Raw genomic sequence first — 17455 nt, forward strand, 5'->3', positions numbered from 1 at the left:
GCATGTCGGTCACGCATGTGGCCATTTAGGCTATCTTTCGACGCCGCGCCGCAGCGTTCACATTCTGGAGCAACCCCATGAAGAACATTCTGCTGCTTGTGCATGACGATGCCGGTCAGGAGGCGCGGCTTCAGGCGGCGCTCGACATCACCCGGGCCCTGCAAGGCCATCTCAACTGCGTCGATGTGGCGTTGATGCCGATGCTCGCGGGGGATTATGATGCAACCGGCGCGACGATGCTGCTTGCCGACGAGCGCGAGCGCGAAGCTCAGAACCGCACGAGGCTGGAGGAGCGCCTCGCGCGCGAGGCGATACAATGGGATTGGATCAATGCCGTTGGTGACATGGCGGAATGCATCACCCGTGCCTCGGGTCTCGCCGATCTGATCGTGGTCAATCGCAAACTCGACGCCTTTGCGACGCCCGACATGCGCGGCATCACCGGGACCATCGCCATACGGTCCCGCAAGCCGCTGGTTGCCGTTCCGGACGATAGCCGCGCCTTCGATACCGCGGGGACGGCACTGATCGCCTGGGATGGGTCGGCGCCCGTAATGAGGACGATGCAGGCCTGCGTCCCGTTGCTGAAACTCGCCGCCTCCGTGCGCCTCTTCACGGTGGATGACGGCTCGGAAGCGGTCCCGGCGGAGGAGGCCGCCACCTATCTGTCCCGTCACGATATCCACGCGTCGATCGAGCGTGTCGACGGACTGGATCGCAAGGCGGACACGCTGATCGCGGAGGCATGCGAGGCGTCCGGCGCCGCCTATTGCCTGATGGGTGCGTATAGCCATGGACGGCTCGCCGAGACTTTGTTCGGCGGCGTCACACGGCGTCTGCTCGAGAGCTGCAGGCTGCCACTCGTGCTCGGGCGCTGAAGTCACGCGGACGCGCTATGAGCCACCGCCCAGTCTTGCGGCAAACTGGCTGAATGACGGAGCAACTGACGCTGGCTCAACACCGACCTGGAATGGCCGGTTATCAGGGCTGGCCGAACTGAACCATGCGCCGCCTACGTGGTCGGTCCAGGCCAAGTTGTCATCCGAGAAGATGCTGTCCGTTCCAGCCGACGAAGCGTTGGGGCGGCAAAACGTCAACTTGGCGCTCCGATGAGATATCGGCGGGGGAAGTCGCTGCGCAGGTGGGCGCAGAGGACGGGCGATTATCCGGAGTCCGCTTGCGATATCCCACTCGAAAAGCGCAGGCTCCGGTGGGATCCCCCGATGCCATGAATCATCACCATCGGCGTGCTGAGGCCGCATTCGGCATGTTCGAGCGCACCGAACGGTGTTGGGGTCCCAGCACTACCATGCCCTCCAGGCGACGTTTCGCATGAGCGAGGTCGCGCAAGAATGCCTATTTTGTTCCCGCCCCTGCTGTGGGACGGCGAGCACGCCGAGCGCACGACGCCGCGTGACCATCTGCGGTTTGCGGTGACTGTCCCTTGTGTCGTCACCCGACAGCATCTTCATGCGTGGATGAACCCGGTCCAGGTCTTCAAATGTCGATTGTTGGATGGCGGAGACAAGCCTGACTGTCACAATTCAATTCTACTACGGCGCGAATCGAAGCGGCGCTGTCAGGGCCTCCACCGGCATCAGGCATTCCCGCAGAAGCCCAAGTTCCACTCTTCTCCGGATAATGGATGCACAGTCTAGATAGGGAGCGAACGCGCTGGTTCCTGCGGCATATTCTGCCGCATGAGGCGGCGCTGCGCGGCTGGCTTGTCAGACGCGCTGTGGTCGGCATCGATATCGATGACATCATCCAGGAATCCTACACGGTCCTCGCAGAAATGGACTCGGTCGATGCGATCCGCTTTCCCAAGGCCTATTTGTTCCAGATTGCCCGCTCGCTGATCGTACGTCACATCCGGCGCGCGCAGATCGTGTCGATCCAGGCCGTCGACGATCTGGAGAGGCTCGACTATCCCGACGATGCTCCATCTCCAGAACAATGCGCTATCGGCCGCGACGAGTTGGGACGGTTGGCGGTAGCGATCGCGGCGATGCCACTCAAAACGCGTGAAGCCTTCATCCTGCGGCGTGTCGAAGGCTTTTCTCAGCGTGAAATAGCTGCTCAGATGAGAATCTCCGAGAATACGGTCGAAAAACATATATCGCGCGGTGTCCGGTTCTTGATTGATTGGCTTGGTCATGGCGGAAAGACCCGTTCTCAAACCTCTAGGGATACGGATTCGGAGATTGCCTCGTTAGATGGCCGAGCGAGAAACAAGTCACAGCATTGACCAGGCAGCCTCCGATTGGACCGCGCGGCTGGATCGCGGCGCGCTGGCTCCCGCGGAAGAGAAGGCGTTTGAAGCCTGGTTGAGTGGAGATCCGCGCAGGCGGGGCGCGTTCCTGCGCGCTCAGGCCGTATCCATGATGAGCGAGTCTGCACAGGCTCTGGGACCGCATTTCGACCCCGCGCCCTTCGAGGCACCGAAAGCGCCGGTGGGGTCGCGTGTCTCGAGGCGTCAGGCGCTCGCCTGGGGAGGCGGTGCGGTGGCGGTAGCGTCGATGATCGCGGTCGGCATCAGCGTCCCGGCATGGGGCGCGATCACGACCGGCCGGGGCGAGATTCGGCTGGTCCCGCTCGAAGACGGTTCGACGGTCTTGCTGAACACCGAAACCAGAATCCGGGTGCGCTACGACAATTCCGAGCGCGTGGTGACATTGATCGAAGGCGAGGCCTATTTCGCCGTTACCAACGATCCGAAGCGCCCGTTCCGTGTCGATGTAGGCGACCGTCATCTGAGCACGTCCCGTGCAGCTTTCCGGGTTCGCAAGCTCGACAACGATCCAATCGATGTCCTGGTCGATCATGGACAAGTCGATATGGCTTCCCCATCGCAATCGCTCACGTCTCCACTGGTCCTTGCAGCGAACACGCGGCTGATCCTGGCTCGCCCGGGTTCCGGTGGGTCAACTCTCCCCGAACATGCACAGAGCGTCACGTCGGATTTTGTTTCCCGCGAGCTGGCTTGGCGCGAGGGCAAGATCGCCTTTGAAGGCGAGACGCTGAAGGAGGCCGCGAATGCCTTCGCCCGCTACAGCGACACCAGGATCATGATCCGCGATCCGGCCCTTGCGCGGGAACCCGTCACTGGCCTGTTCGCGGCGAACGATCCGGCCGGCTTTAGCCGAGCGATTGCCCGCGTGTTCGATGCGCAGGTCAGGCAGAGTGGAGACACTATCATCCTGACGCGGAGCGCAGCAGCGCCGTAAAAATTTCAAACCCCGATGGCGGAACCGGCTCGCTGAAGTCTCTCAGCCGCAAGCATTGCGATACGCGCAGCCAGTAGGGGCAAGCAACAATGAATCTTCGCCGTTCCGTCCTGTCGTCCGGGGCCGCCTTCGTCGCGCTCGCTATGAGCTGCCCGGCCTTCGCCCAGGAGAGAAGCTTCGACATTCCCGCTCAGCCGGCGGTTCGCGCGATTCCGGAACTGGCCCGCCAGGCTCAAGTGCAAATCGTCGCTCCTGCCAGGGATCTCGAAGGCATTCGTACACCTGCCGTCAAAGGGCGCATGGACGTCCGGACTGCGCTGCGAAGACTGATCGCCGGAACGCCGCTTCGCATCGATACCGATGATGGCCAGATCATTACACTTCGCTCGGCGGGCAAAGGCGCGGCGCTGCGCAAGAAGGCGGGAGAACGGGTTGAGGTTGGTGTCATTGTCGGTCGGGTGATCGATCCGGCGACCGGTGAGTATAAGCGCGATGCGATCATTCGCCTTATCACGGCTGCCGGCGAGCGCCAAACCGTCGCCTCGAACGAAGGCGGTGAGTTTCGGATCCTGGACGTGCCGGCCGGCTCGGCTAAAGTCACGGTCAGCTTTACCGGCTACGCGGACCAGGCGTCCGCCGTCCAGGTGATCGCCGGCAAGACGGTGACGCTGGATTTCGCGCTCCTGGCGCCCGGGGAGGAGGCGAGGGGGCCAGAGATTGTCGTGACCGGCGTGCGGGAAGGCGACGCGCGCGCAATCATGAGCCAGCGCCGCTCGATGAACATCACCAACAACCTGTCGTCGGAATCGTTTGGAGAAGTGTCCGAAGGCAATGTCGGCGAGTTCCTGAAATTCATGCCCGGCGTTGTCACGCAGAACCAGGGCGGAGCCGACGATACGGTGCGGTATGTCGGGCTGCGCGGCCTGCCGCCCGAATACACGTCCGTGACCATCAACGGAATCAGCGTCGCGGGAGCGGATGCAAACGAAGGCGCAAACAGTTCGCGGGCTTTCAGCTTCGAGCAGGCGTCGCTCAGCAGCATCGACTCTATCGAGATTTCCAAGACGATCAGCGCCGATGTCGATGCCAATGCTCCCGCCGGCACCATCAACCTGCGAACCAAACGCGCCTTTGACCGCAAGGGGAGGCGGATCGTCGCGTCCTTGAATGCCACCACGCAATCGGACCTGTGGGACAACCGGCGCGCAGGGCCGACCGAAAAGAGCGGCAATGGGCGTTTCCGGCCAGGTGGCTCGATCGAATATTCGGACGTGTTTCTCGACGGGCGCCTCGGAGTCCTGGCGAGCGCCAGTCTGTCGCGCACACATACGGAATTCGAGACAGTCCAGAATGGATGGAACTATGCGCCCACAGCCGCAAGCCCGTTTCCCCTCGCGGCGGCCACGCTCACGAGCCGCGTGACCGCCCAGGAAGTCTCGCGCTTCTCCACCAACGTCACGGTCGATTTCAAGGCGAGCGACAGCCTGACGCTTTCGCTCATGTCGATGTACAACCGGTCCTATAATCTCTCGGACCAGCGAACCTTCACCTTCACCAGCGGCGCCCGCGCACGTGGGCTGGTCGGCGACCCGGCTTTCGATTTCACGACGCAGCAGCTCGCCACGGCGAACACAGTGACGGCCGGCTCGATCACGATTGCCAAGAAGGGCAGTGGCCTGACACTGGTTCCCAGCTTCGAGTTCCGGCAAAACCGGCTCACACTCGATGGCAACTTTGCCTATACCAACTCGCGCAGCAGCTATGATCCGCTGGGCAAGGAAGGCGCGGTCTTCAACCTTGCCAACGCGCCGACCGTCGGCGGCAATTTCTCGGCACAGCGCAGCAAAGACTATCTCGCAGCAGACTGGGCCGTGCATCAGGTGAGCGGCGCCGACTGGAGCAATCCGTCGAGCTACACCATGTCCTCGACCATCCTTAATACCCAGGACGGACGATCGGCGTACGTCGAGCGCATGGGTGGCGGGCTGAACCTCACGGTAGACGTCCCCTTCGGCTTTGCGCCGGTGACGTTTAAGACGGGTGCGAAAATCCAGCGCAGTACCTATGAATATGAAAACCAGCGCGAAGCTTACCGCTATCAATATACGGGGCCGCTCAGCACTGCCGAATTCCTGTCTCAGATCCAAAGCAGTACGCCGCTGACCTTCAACAACTCCGGCTTCAGCTATACCTCGCTTTCCGGGTCTCCCGACCTGTACATGCCGAGCAACTATCTGCTTGGACGGCTCTTTCTCGACCACCCCGATCAGTTCGTCCACACGATGACGGCGACCAATTATTACAACGCCTTCATCGCCAACAGCCGACACTTTGAGGAAGACACCAACGCGGCCTATTCCATGGCGACGTCACAGCCCGCCGACTGGTTGAGCGTGCGCGCCGGCTTGCGGTGGGAACAGACCAAGACACGATCGCTCGAGCCCGATCCGCTGAGTGCGGCCGAAATGACGGCCGCTGGCTATGCTGTATCCGCCTCGACGGGGCAGGCGACCACGGTCGACGGCATCAAGCATCAATATGAATCGCGCGGCAGGGTCGCTCGCAAGGGCAGCTATGACTATTTCTTCCCCAGCGCCTCGGCTAAATTCTCGATCTTCCGCAACACCGACCTGCAGCTCGGCTACAGCCGCACCATCCGTCGACCCGAAGTCAGCGTCCTGGCGGGCGTCTGGACGGTCAATGAGACGGCCCAGACCGTGACCGCTCCGAACCCTGGTCTGACGCCTGAGATTTCCGATAATTTCTCGGTCAGGCTGGCCCAATATTTCGAACCGGTCGGCCTGATCGCGGTCAATTATTTCCGCAACAAGCTCAAGGGGGCCTTTCAGACCCAAGAGCTAACCGCTCGGGAATTCGGCTACACCGGCACCGAATTTGCCGACTATCTCTTCCGCACCACGACCACGGTCGGCGACGGGACGATCGATATCGAGGGCGTCGAGCTCGAACTCAACTATTCGCTCGAGCGCCTGCTGCCGTCTCCATTCAAGGGGCTGACGCTTCGCGGTTCCTATACCTATACCAAGCCGAACGAACCGATCTCGCTGACCCCCAAAAACATGGTGACCGCGGCGCTGGCCTATAAGACGGGTCCGGTGAGGCTTTACCTCAACGCGGTCTGGACGGATGATCGGGCGGGCACGATCTCGACCGGCACCTACGACCGGGCTCGCTGGGACGTCAATCTGTCTGGCAGCTATCAGATCAAGCGTGGCTTTCAGACCTTTTTCGCGGTGCGCAACCTGCTCAGCAAGCCAGCCTATCGCATGGCGCCGGGGGTTGCGAATTTGGCCGGCGTCGCTCCCGACCACGACGCCAATTACAACAATGCTGGCGTCAGCGGCACGGTTGGGGTGCGCGCGACTTTCTGAACGACCTCCAACCGAATGGAACGACCCGATGGCACAGTACAACCTCGATCGTCGCAAGCTGCTGGTGAGGGCGGGAGGCCTGGTCCTGTTCGCGGGGTTGAGCCCGATCGAGAGCGCTTGGGGCAGCCCGAAATTCGCCGACTATCCCTTCTCTCTGGGCGTCGCTTCGGGCGATCCCTGGCCAGACGGCTTCGTGATCTGGACGCGCCTTGCCCCCAGCCCGGTGGAGCAGCATGGCGGCATGCCGATGCTGGGCGTTCCGGTCCGCTGGGAAGTGGCCGAGGACGAGCATTTTGCCCGGATCGTCCGCTTCGGTGAAGCGATCGCACGTCCCGAACTCGCTCATAGCGTCCATATCGAGGTGGAAGGGCTGCAATCCAGGCGGCCTTACTGGTATCGTTTCCTGGTCGAAGGTGCCGAGCCGAGCCCGGTTGGTGTGGCCCGCACGGCGCCTGCGGCCGGCACCTTGCCGGATCGCGTTCGTCTCGGGCTCGCCGGTTGTCAGTCCTACCCTCAAGGCTGGTACGGCGCTTATCGGCATTTGAGCCGGGAGCCGGATCTCGACGCGATTTTCCACTATGGCGATTATATCTATGAGAATGGGCGTCATAGTAGCATCGTCATCACGGACGGCACCGGCAAAATCGTCGACCGCACGCATTCCAGCGATGAAATCTACAGCCTGGACGATTATCGAAACCGCTACGCGCAGTACAAGGCCGATGCAGACCTGCAGGCCGCCCACCATGCGTTGGCTTTCATTGTCTCATTCGACGATCATGAGGTGGATAACAACTGGGCATCGGCGTTCGACCAGGACGGCACGCCGCCCGAGGCGTTCCTTTTGCGCCGCTACGCCGCAATGCAGGCATGGTACGAGCACATGCCGGTGCGCAAGGCCCAGTTTCCACGTCCCAACGGCCTGACCATGTATCGTCGGCTCGATTATGGTCGGCTGTTCCGCATGCATGTGCTCGACACCCGCAGCTACCGCAGCGATCAACTCTGCGAGAGGCAGGGCGAGCGCGCCTGCCGGATCCATGACGCGCCAGACTCGACCATCATGGGCTCGGCCCAGGAAACCTGGCTCGGCGAGGGGTTGCGCAATGATGCCCGCTGGAATCTCATCGCCCAGCAGGTGCGCGTGATGCCGATGGTCAGGCGGGCAGCCGATGGCTCGCCCGCACCGGCGGCCACTGATACCTGGAGTGGTTATCCGGCCGCGCGGGCCCGGCTGGTGCAAGCCATCACAGATCGCAAGCTGACCAACGTGGTGATCGCCACTGGAGATTCTCATATTCACAACGTCGGCGTGGTGCCACTGCGCGACGATGAATTGGACGGCCCTGCGGCTGCCACCGAGTTCCTCGGCACATCGATTACATCCGGCGGCGATGGCGCGCGAGAAACTGCGACGAGCAGGGCGCTGATGGCCAACAACCCCCATTTCGCCTTGGTCAATCAGCAGCGTGGCTATCAGACTTTCGACGTGACGCCCAAAGAGTGGCGCACCGACGTCAAGGTCATGGATCAGGTGCAGTCACCGGACGGAAAGCTGAGCACCCTGACACGGTTCACCGTAACCCCGGACGAATCGAAACTTCACGTCAGCTAAGCATCCGGCGCCGATCGCTTACTTAGTGCCGCCTCGCCATATGCTCGGGCCACCCAACTCTCCGGTGTGGCGCACAGTATCGGCCTCGCCGGCACGGGATAGAGCAATCCCGGCAAGGCCCCTACACCGCTCAACGTGCGCTGCAACGAGCCGATCCTCGCCGAAGTGCGCCGACCAGTAAATATCGCTGCAGGGCCCGATTCCGCCAGCCGCGCCAAGGGCCGGCGAGATGATAAGGCAAGCCGCGGGCTTTATTCGGACCGCGCCGATAGCGGCGATACCACTGCATTCACCGGTCTGCGCGCGGAGAAAGGCATCTCAATCCCGTATCCGAAGCGTAGAACGACGTCGGGTCGCCGGCCGGGCAGGCCGACGAGCCGCGCAAGCTCAGGCTGCAAGGCGACCACCTCGACAGGCTGATTGATGAAGGCGTGCTTGAGCCCCAACGCAGTCGCCTGCAGCGCGAAGCGCTGGCATGCGCGCCCAACCTGCACCCAATGGGCCTTGTCGTTGCGCTCCGACACGAAAACGGCGATTCCCGCCGACGAGCGAATCTGACTGGTGTATCGATCATTCTCCGAAGCGACGCGGAACGCCAGATCGAACAGCAACTTGCCCAACCAGGCCGGGGCGGTCGGATTGCCGGTCGTGGCGCTGAACAGCCCGTCGCCCCATTCGAGCGCTTGCCGGGGATTGAACCGAATCCAACGCTTCAACTCATGCACGAACGCGGGATCGGCTATCTGGGCGCGATTGCCGGCGAGGACGAGATCGAGCACCTGTTCAACTCGTGAACGCTCCGACAGCAAGATCAGATCGACGCCTGGAACCTGTGCGGCGGCGGCGAGCATAGCCAGATCAGCGGCGGCGACCGACCGGCCGTCATAATCGGCGCGTGTCGACTGGCGTTTCGGGATCGCCTCGAAGAGCGACGATCGCACCGGTGACGCAGTGTCGAAGTCAAAATGCACGGCGCCTTCTCCGTCGGAGTCTAACCGCAGTTCGCCCCCATGGCCCCGAGCGGCGGCGGCGAGCGCGAGATTCTCGGCGGCGCAGCCCAAGCTGACGAAGAGATGGTGATCATCGGGATCGACGACCGGCGTGCGCCGCTCGAAATCGGGCAGGATCGTGATGCGGCGGCGTTCGAGGTGGAAACGCCAGGGTTGGGTGTTGTGGCCGCTGGCGGCCAGCGTCGCATAGCGGACCAGGTCCACCAGCTGCGGATGCTCCGCAAGGACGGCGCGCTGCGCCGCCATCCTTGCTGCATAGTCGGTCATCGAGCCGGTGTCCGAGAAGCCGAACGCGGCAGCGCCCCCTACGGCCAGCACGCCGCCGCCGATCACCATCTGCCGTCTGTTCATCCGGCGATCGCCTATGCCTTCTCGAAATCGATGACGATGCGGCCCTCGATCTCGCCGCGATGCATGCGGCCGAAGATGTCGTTGATGTTCTCGAGCGTGTCGGTCGCAACGGTCGCATGAACTTTGCCGTCGGCGGCGAAGTCCAGCGCTTCCTGAAGGTCGAGGCGGGTGCCGACGATCGACCCGCGCACCGTGATGCCGTTCAGCACAGTGTCGAAGATCGACAGCGGGAAATCGCCGGGCGGCAGGCCGTTGAGCGATACGGTGCCGCCGCGCCGCACCATGCCCATCGCCTGCTGGAAGGCCTTGGGCGAGACCGCGGTCACCAGCACGCCCTGCGCGCCGCCGATTTCCTTCTTGATGAACGCCGCGGGATCGGTGCTCAGCGCGTTGACCGTCAGCGTCGCGCCCAGCTCCTCGGCGAGCTTCAGCTTGGCATCGTCGATATCGACCGCGACGACGTTAAGCCCCATCGCCTTGGCATATTGGACCGCCATATGGCCGAGTCCGCCGATGCCGGAGATCGCCACCCAGTCGCCTGGCTTGGTGTCGGTGACCTTGAGCCCCTTATAGACCGTCACGCCCGCGCATAGGATCGGAGCGATTTCGACGAAGCCGATATTGGCGGGGAGGTGGCCGACATAATTGGGATCGGCGAGGACATATTCGGCGAAGCTGCCATTGACCGAATAGCCGGTGTTCTGCTGGTCCTCGCACAGGGTCTCCCAGCCGCCCAGGCAGTGCACGCAATGCCCGCAGGCGGTATAGAGCCAGGGAACGCCGACGCGGTCGCCTTCCTTCACATGGGTGACGCCGGAGCCGACCGCGACGACATGGCCCACACCCTCGTGGCCCGGGATGAAGGGCGGGTTGGGCTTGACCGGCCAGTCGCCCTCGGCGGCATGGAGATCGGTATGGCAGACGCCGGTCGCGGCGATCTTGACGAGAATCTGGCCGGGGCCGGGCATGCGCACCGCCACTTCCTCGATGACCAGCGGCTTGCCGAATTCGCGGACTACGGCCGCCTTCATTGTCTTTTCCATGATCGTGCCTCGAAATTGGGGTAGGGGGTGCCCGCGGCCTGTCTCCTGGGGGTGAGGCAGGCTGCGGACGAGCAGGTTCAAAAGGGGGCGTCGATGTCGACGACGTCGATTAACTTGTGGTTGACGAACTCCTTGATGCCGAGCCCGAGCAACTCTCGGCCATAGCCGGAGCGGCGGACGCCGCCGAACGGAAGGTCCGCCTTCACCATCGTCGGGTGGTTCACGAACACCATGCCGGTCGAGATGCGCCGCGCCACTTCGGCGCCATGCTTCGTGTCCGACGTAAACACCGAGCCGCCCAGCCCGAACGGTGAATCATTGGCGATCCGGACCGCATCGTCCTCGTCCTTCGCGCGAAACAACATCGAGACGGGGCCGAAGAATTCCCAATAGCGCGCCGGATTGTCCTCGCCGATATCGGTGAGGATGGTCGGCCGCACGAAGGCACCCTGATTGGGCGCGTCGGGTCCAACCGGCATTGCCCTGGCGCCATGCTCGACCGCACGCGCGATCATGTCCTTGAGATCGTCCGCTGCCTTCTGGGACGAAAGCGGCGCGAGCGTCGTCTCAGGATCGAACGGGTCGCCCATCCGCAGCGCGGCAACACCCTTGGTATAGCGATCGAGAAAATCGTCATAAACCTCATCGACGATGATCATGCGTTTCGACGAGACACAGACCTGACCCCCGTTCCAGTGCCGGCCGAACACCGCCCATCTGACGGTCTTCTCGAGGTCGGCGTCCTTGAGGACGACAAAGGCATCGGCGCCGCCCAGCTCCATCGTCGATTTCTTGAGCGCCTTGCCGGCCTGCGCTGCCACCACCGCCCCGGCGGCTTCCGAGCCTGTCAGGGCGACGCCGTGGACGCGCGGATCGTTGATGATCAATTCGATCTGCTCGCGGGTGGCATAAAGGTTCTGGAACGCGCCTTCGGGCAAGCCAGCCTCCAGCATCAGCGCCTCGAATGCCGCCGCGCTCTGCGGGACATTGGCGGCATGTTTGAGCAACATGGTGTTGCCCGCCGAGAGCTGTGGCGCGATGATCCGCGCGATCTGATAATAGGGGAAGTTCCAGGGTTCGATCGCGAGCAGCACGCCGAGCGGTTCGTGGACCAGTGTCGCTTCGCCTTCGGCCGGGTCGGCAACCGGGAGCGTCTGTGACGCAAGCAGGCGCTCGGCGTTGTCGGCATAATAGTCGAAGATCGCAGCCGACAGCTCCACCTCGCCCTTTGCCTCGGCCAGCAATTTGCCCATCTCCAGCGTCAGCAATCGAGCATAGCGCTCCACGTCCTTGCGCAGAATGGCTGCGGCGCCACGCATCACCGTCGCACGCCGCGCAAACGCACTATGCCGCCACGACTGGAAAGCGTGGTCGGCCCTCCCGATCGCGAACAGGACGGCGTCATCGGTCGCGTCCGGGAATGTCTTCAGGACCTCGCCGGAATAGGGATTGGTGGTGGCATAGGTCATCGTGCTGTCCTTCTTTTCGTGTGGAGGGACCACTGGATCGGGTGTGGTCCGCCCTCGACGAAGTCATCTTATGCCCCGCAGCGATGCGGAGCGCCCTCCCGTCACGCTTGATGAGCCTTCGGCGCGTTTGTCCCTATGCGGAATGTTACTTAGCCGGGGCACCGAGCGCCGGCGCGGCTGTCAGGCCGCGCTGCGCAGCGCAAACCGCCTGAGCCGTTCGGCGCTCGCGAGATAGACATTGCCATTAACGCGATGGCCCCAATCACCGCTGCTGTTGGGGCGGCGAAGCTGAGCGACCCCGGCCAAGGCAGGAACGGCACGACGAGCGCCGCGGCAAGTCCGGCCAGCGCAGTCAGGGTCAGGGCGATATGTGGGCACTGGCCCAGGCGGGCCGGGCCGTCCGCCGGCCGTCGAGTAGCCGCGGCGGATTACTCCACCGCGGCTCTCTCAGAACCGGACATGCGGACCACGCATCCGGCTCTTTGGGTTGATATCAGAGCGCCAGTACAAACTGGTCATTGACCCGTGGGGGGTTTAACTCGTGCCATCGAGTTTTGAGCGAGATCAGCCGTTCGTGGAACCATGAAGGAGGATAAGCCTTCACAATCCCCGGACGATTTGACTTCGCCCAGCTCCCCTTGCCGCAAAAAGCGGTTCCAGCCGCCGCTTGACGACTGACCCCGCGTGACAACAGGTACCGGAACAAGAAGCGCGGACGCTTCTTTTGACGTACGATGATCGCCCTGAGCCGGCGGCGAACGTGGGCGTCGATGACCCCCAGTTCCGACGGGACCTCTGCGGTGCAGAGGCGGTAATATGCCGACCATCCGTTCAGGTATCGACTGAGTTCGGCCATGCAGGTCATGATTGATCTCCCCCAATTGGGTGGAGTCATTTCCCGTATGGTCGTCATCAACCGACGCTTCGTCTTGCTGGATAACGCGACCTCGATCGAGGACACGCCCTCCGTACAGCGAAAGCAAAAGCCGAGGAAGTGGACCTGCTCCGGTTTCCGGACCGCGCTTTTCTCCTCATTGACCTGAAGGCGCAAACGCTCCTCCAGAAATCGCCGAAGAGATGACATGACCCGGATCCCGGCTCTCTCGCTGCGCACGAAGACGTTGGCGTCATCAGCGTAGCGAACAAAACGCAACCCACGCCGCGCCATTTCCTGATCGAACTCGTCGAGGACGATATTCGACAAAAATGGCGAAAGCGGACCGCCTTGCGGGGTTCCTTCAACAACTTCGATACGTGTGCCATCCGGCATCACCACGGCTGACTTCAGCATTCGTCGTATCAGGTTGAGGATCCGCCGGTCGGCCACTCGCTGGCTCATTCGATCCAGCAGGCGTTGGTGATGAACCCGGTCAAAAAATTGCGCCAGATCCAGATCGACCACCGTCCGGAAGCCCTCTTCCAAATATCCGGTTGCTTCACCAATTGCCGTGTGAGCACCGCGATTATGAGGGAACCCGTGACTGCCGGGATGGAAGGTTGGCTCAAATATTGGCTCCAGAATCTGGAGGACCGCTTGTTGAACCACCCTCGTTCTCACATTGGGAATGCCAAGACCGCGCTGACCTCCTCCGGGCTTGGAAATCCAGACCCGACGAATATCCCCTGGGTAAAAGCGTTCCGCCAACAGTTCACGACGCAGGTCGGCCAGTAGACGCGGAGCTTTCGCTTCGGCCTCCTCAACCGTCTGGCCGTCAATTCCCGGTGCACCCTTATTGCGTACAACAGACAGCAGCGCCCGGGCGAGATTTGCCTCGGATGCCACCGCTTCCAGCAGCCGATCCGAATCGGCTGCCCGGGTGAAAGAACTTGCCATGGTTTTGTGCTTCGCTGTGTGCAGTAGCCATGAACGATGCTCGGGTTCGCCCGAGCCTCCTTCATCGCCACCCCCTCGCGGGCTGTCGGCGAACACGAAGCCCAATTGATGATGCCCTTTCCTTCTCAACCCATCTCTCCCTTTGCTCAGCCGACTTTCACCGGCTTCATCGCTCCTACGGAGAGATCCGACTTCTGCAGGGGCGTCAGCGGTCGTCGTTTCCTCCTGCCCGCTTACCGCTCACGCGGACCCCAACAGATCTCCCGGGGTAAGAACACTGAATGTCCCGCCGCCGCCGCCCTCATTACCGCCCCGGTCTCGGTTGGATTTTGGGCGTCGCGTTATGAGGCACGCTCACCCGACCGGATCGGCCTGTCCAAGGGTTTACTCGCGTTCGGTGCTGCGGTTCGCCTAAGACTTCTTCCCCACACGACCTCGCGGCATCAGCGCATTGCCGTCTCCCGACGGGCACGCTGCGTGCAGTTGCCTTCGACTTACGGTTGCTACCAACTCGCCCCGTAAAGGACTTTCACCTCAAATCCAGTGCCCATGCCCGGCACACCTCGGCAACGCCGTCGCGCCGCGCTGGCGCCCCCGCGATTTGTCGATGTGCTCGCAGGCCCAAAGATGCACGATGCAACCGGCGCGATGATAGTGTTCTTGCAGGCGTTGAAATCGTCGAAGAACGCGGTGCCGGCGATTTCCGTCACGCACGCGCGTAAGCTTCTCAGGAACGAAATTTCTCCGGATCGGGACAGATTACCGCAGCACCTATCAACCGACCCTCGCGCAACCGTTGCAATGCCTCGTTCGCATGCTCCAGCGTAAACCGTTCGGTCACGGTCCTGATCCCCGCCTTTTCAACCATCTCGAAGAAGGAAGTGCCATCCTCGCGCGTCAGGTTGGCGACCGAGAGGATCGAGCGCTCGCCCCAGAGATCGGCATAGGGGAAGGCAGGAATGTCACTCATATGAATGCCCGCGCAGACAACGCGTCCACCCTTGCGCACGACCTTCAGCGCGGCCGGTACCAGCGCCCCTACGGGCGCAAAGATCAGCGCGGCATCGAGCTGAACCGGAGGCGCGGCCTCGGACGACCCGGCCCAAATGCCGCCAAGCGACCGAGCAAACGCCTGTCCGTCTTCGTCGCCCGGCTTAGTGAAGGCATAGACCTCACGCCCCTGCCATGTCGCGACCTGGGTGAGGATGTGCGCGGCCGCGCCAAAACCGTACAGCCCGATCCGCCGGGCGTCGCCGGCAAGACGCAGTGCGCGCCAGCCGATCAGCCCCGCGCACAATAGCGGCGCTGCCTCGACGTCGGTAAAGCGGTCCGGCAACGCGAAGCAATAGCGTGCGTCCGCGACGACATGACTGGCATAACCCCCATCGCGGGTACAGCCGGTAAACTGTGGCTGATCGCAGAGATTTTCGTGCCCACTCCTGCAATAGCCGCAGACGCCGCAGGTGTAGCCGAGCCACGGAACGCCAACGCGTTGGCCGATCGCGAAACCTGCGGTTTCTTCGCCCACGGCAAGCACCCGGCCGACGATCTCGTGACCCGGGATGATCGGGTAATGGGCGGGGATTTCCCCGTCGAGCACATGGAGGTCGGTGCGGCAGACACCACAGGCCGCCACCTTGATCAGGAGATCCGCCGGACCGGCAACGGGCAACGGCCGCGCGACCATGCGCAGCGGCTTGCCGGGTCCGTCGAGCTGCATGGCATGCATCTGGCCCATGTCACGATCCTATCATTGGCGGTACTATCAGTCTCGCACGGCTTTCCGGGCATCGCGCTAAGTAAACTTACCAGGTTGGTCGCGGATTCGACGCGGCATCCCCTACTTATATCAACCTGCCTGAGAGGCCGGTATGGGGAAGGATCTTGTTGTGATCATCGAGGGCGGCGATCAGTCTGTTCTCGTGGTCCATGTTGAAATTGCCCTTCCCGAACTGCATGGCACTCGTCTTGGGCCGACAATGCTTTCCAAGCGGCAGATGCTTATCGCCGCCTTCGATCCGATGGGATGTTGCTGGCCTGAGCCGGTGTGCGAAGCGGACATGCACATCACCTCGACGAAGTTCGATAGCAGACGACGAGGGCAAGCATTCCGGCCGATGTGCAGCGACTCTGTGACGAACCAGCGGCCCTTCCGAGGCTGGCGAATATCCAGCGCCATTGCTGATTGCTGGGCGTCGGGTACGCCAACGCCCTTGACCCGGCGGGGCCCCGATCCGGCATCATCCGAGGCGATCGCGATCGCCATCGAAAGCGGTAGGGCGACGACCGCGAACGTCAGCGCGGCCACCGCATCTTCCTTAAGCGCGGAAAAGCCGTAGCCTTCGCGCTGCACCGTGATGAGCTTGGCCGTGAACAGCTCTGCGAAGTCTGGCTCACCCATCATGGGCGATCGTGCCTAGGATCGATCCGATTGCCCGTTGCGCCCTAGCGTCAGCCCGAAGCGCGCGTGCCGAACGTGGCGTTACGCAGGGACAGGCCGATCAAGAGGAGGGCGATCCCCTGGAACAGCAGGTCGATGGACAGCACCATCCCGAGAACCCAGATCGAATTAACCGGCCAGCCAAGCGCAATCACCAGCGCGGCGGCGATGCTCGCAACGGCCGAGACGGCCATCCACCCCCAACGGGAGAGCGAGCGCGTTGTAAGCGCGATGAAGAGACGCAGAACGCCGGAGAGTCCGAGCGAGACGGCGAGGAACAGGGTCAGTAGGGTGGCCGCGAACACGGGATCGAGGAACATCGCGGCAGCGGCCGCAAGATAAAGTAATCCGCTGAGAGCCCAAAATGTGAATCGCGTCCTTTTTCTGACGCCGAAGGCATGGATAATCTGGAACGCGCCAGCGACCAGCATGACGGCCCCGACGTAGAAAGTCGCCGCAACGGTCGTGATAAACAGGTTTGCGGACGCAGAGGCGCCCAACAGAACGAGCGCCATGCCGAGCGCCACGAACCAGCCCCATGCGCCGCGCTGCTCGAGCGAAGCCGGGCTGCCGCCGAAGCGCGATCCTTGCGTGTAGATCATGATGTTCGACTCCTATGCCTCTACGGTCCAACGCCCAACGACCGCTTGCTAGACTCCCGCGATCTCCAGCACATTCCGTTTATCTACGGATTGGCGCCGCCCCCCAACCGTTCAGTTCAGCGCAACATTCAAACCAGGTTCTCGTACTGTCGCAGGAGCCGCCAGAAGTCACACCCGGTAAGATATCCGACCCATGACCCATAGCCATATGCGACCAGCCACAGCCTCCAGGTAGGCAGCGGGACGATGTCCTTGGCAACAGTGGTTTCTGGTCCGCGATGCGAATGTCAGGGCCACGACATCACCAATTTCGAGAAGCTTCATCTCGTGGGTGGCGGCTTCGACGGCGCGGGCGAGCCGGACGTTGGTTATGTGCAGCGGCGCCACGCCGATCACACCGAGCAGCCGTCGGATATCCTGTTCGGCGCTGTCCTTGGACTCGTCATCTAGCCAGCCCCACGGGGAAGCCGAA

General features: G+C 62.5%; 13 protein-coding genes. 6 read left to right on the forward strand and 7 right to left on the reverse strand.

Features of this window, described 5'->3' with window-relative positions:
* Nucleotides 1–77 precede the first annotated feature (77 nt).
* The 5 genes from A7Q26_RS17740 (at nt 78) to A7Q26_RS17760 (ending at nt 8234) form a co-directional block, all read left to right on the forward strand.
* Nucleotides 78–878 carry a universal stress protein gene (locus A7Q26_RS17740; RefSeq protein ID WP_025291838.1) on the forward strand — a complete coding sequence of 267 codons (801 nt, stop codon included), beginning with the start codon at nt 78–80 and terminating at the stop codon, nt 876–878.
* A 767-nt stretch (nt 879–1645) separates the two neighbouring features.
* A complete protein-coding gene (locus tag A7Q26_RS24805; RefSeq protein WP_084439188.1) occupies nt 1646–2248 on the forward strand; it encodes an RNA polymerase sigma factor in 603 nt (200 codons plus the stop codon).
* The gene (locus tag A7Q26_RS17750; RefSeq protein ID WP_025291840.1) at nt 2217–3227 is read left to right on the forward strand and encodes a FecR family protein; all 1011 of its coding nucleotides are present in this window, start codon (nt 2217–2219) and stop codon (nt 3225–3227) included. The genes A7Q26_RS24805 and A7Q26_RS17750 overlap by 32 nt, the downstream gene beginning before the upstream one ends.
* Nucleotides 3228–3316: 89 nt before the next feature.
* Nucleotides 3317–6619 (forward strand): TonB-dependent receptor, encoded by a 3303-nt coding sequence (locus A7Q26_RS17755; RefSeq protein ID WP_066862183.1) that lies wholly within the window; start codon nt 3317–3319, stop codon nt 6617–6619.
* Between the two features lie 28 nt (nt 6620–6647).
* Nucleotides 6648–8234: an alkaline phosphatase D family protein gene (locus A7Q26_RS17760; protein ID WP_066862187.1), complete on the forward strand. Its 1587-nt coding sequence runs from the start codon at nt 6648–6650 to the stop codon at nt 8232–8234.
* A gap of 251 nt (nt 8235–8485) precedes the next feature.
* Here the strand turns inward: A7Q26_RS17760 and A7Q26_RS17765 are convergent, their stop codons facing one another.
* The 7 genes from A7Q26_RS17765 to A7Q26_RS17800 all read right to left on the reverse strand — a co-directional run bounded on the left by A7Q26_RS17765 (nt 8486) and on the right by A7Q26_RS17800 (nt 16983).
* Nucleotides 8486–9580 carry an Acg family FMN-binding oxidoreductase gene (locus tag A7Q26_RS17765; RefSeq protein ID WP_232313850.1) on the reverse strand — a complete coding sequence of 365 codons (1095 nt, stop codon included), beginning with the start codon at nt 9578–9580 and terminating at the stop codon, nt 8486–8488.
* A gap of 26 nt (nt 9581–9606) precedes the next feature.
* The gene (adhP, locus tag A7Q26_RS17770) at nt 9607–10638 is read right to left on the reverse strand and encodes an alcohol dehydrogenase AdhP (RefSeq protein ID WP_025291845.1); all 1032 of its coding nucleotides are present in this window, start codon (nt 10636–10638) and stop codon (nt 9607–9609) included.
* A gap of 77 nt (nt 10639–10715) precedes the next feature.
* Entirely contained in the window at nt 10716–12107 is a 1392-nt protein-coding gene (locus A7Q26_RS17775; protein WP_025291846.1) for an NAD-dependent succinate-semialdehyde dehydrogenase, read from the reverse strand.
* 493 nt (nt 12108–12600) lie between these two features.
* Complete coding sequence (gene ltrA, locus A7Q26_RS24810; protein WP_232313873.1) at nt 12601–14037, reverse strand: group II intron reverse transcriptase/maturase; 1437 nt, start codon at nt 14035–14037, stop codon at nt 12601–12603.
* Between the two features lie 631 nt (nt 14038–14668).
* Nucleotides 14669–15679 (reverse strand): zinc-dependent alcohol dehydrogenase family protein, encoded by a 1011-nt coding sequence (locus A7Q26_RS17790; protein WP_025291848.1) that lies wholly within the window; start codon nt 15677–15679, stop codon nt 14669–14671.
* A 171-nt stretch (nt 15680–15850) separates the two neighbouring features.
* Nucleotides 15851–16345 carry a hypothetical protein gene (locus tag A7Q26_RS25310; protein ID WP_025291849.1) on the reverse strand — a complete coding sequence of 165 codons (495 nt, stop codon included), beginning with the start codon at nt 16343–16345 and terminating at the stop codon, nt 15851–15853.
* A gap of 47 nt (nt 16346–16392) precedes the next feature.
* Nucleotides 16393–16983 carry an HdeD family acid-resistance protein gene (locus A7Q26_RS17800; RefSeq protein WP_084439190.1) on the reverse strand — a complete coding sequence of 197 codons (591 nt, stop codon included), beginning with the start codon at nt 16981–16983 and terminating at the stop codon, nt 16393–16395.
* 246 nt (nt 16984–17229) lie between these two features.
* Here A7Q26_RS17800 and A7Q26_RS17805 point away from each other — a divergent pair, with 246 nt between their 5' ends.
* On the forward strand, nt 17230–17433 hold the full coding sequence (locus A7Q26_RS17805; protein WP_157102599.1) for a hypothetical protein: 204 nt from the start codon (nt 17230–17232) through the stop codon (nt 17431–17433).
* The last annotated feature ends 22 nt before the right edge of the window (nt 17434–17455 follow it).

The sequence above is a fragment of the Sphingobium sp. TCM1 genome, from assembly GCF_001650725.1.
In the GTDB taxonomy this organism is placed as follows: domain Bacteria; phylum Pseudomonadota; class Alphaproteobacteria; order Sphingomonadales; family Sphingomonadaceae; genus Sphingobium.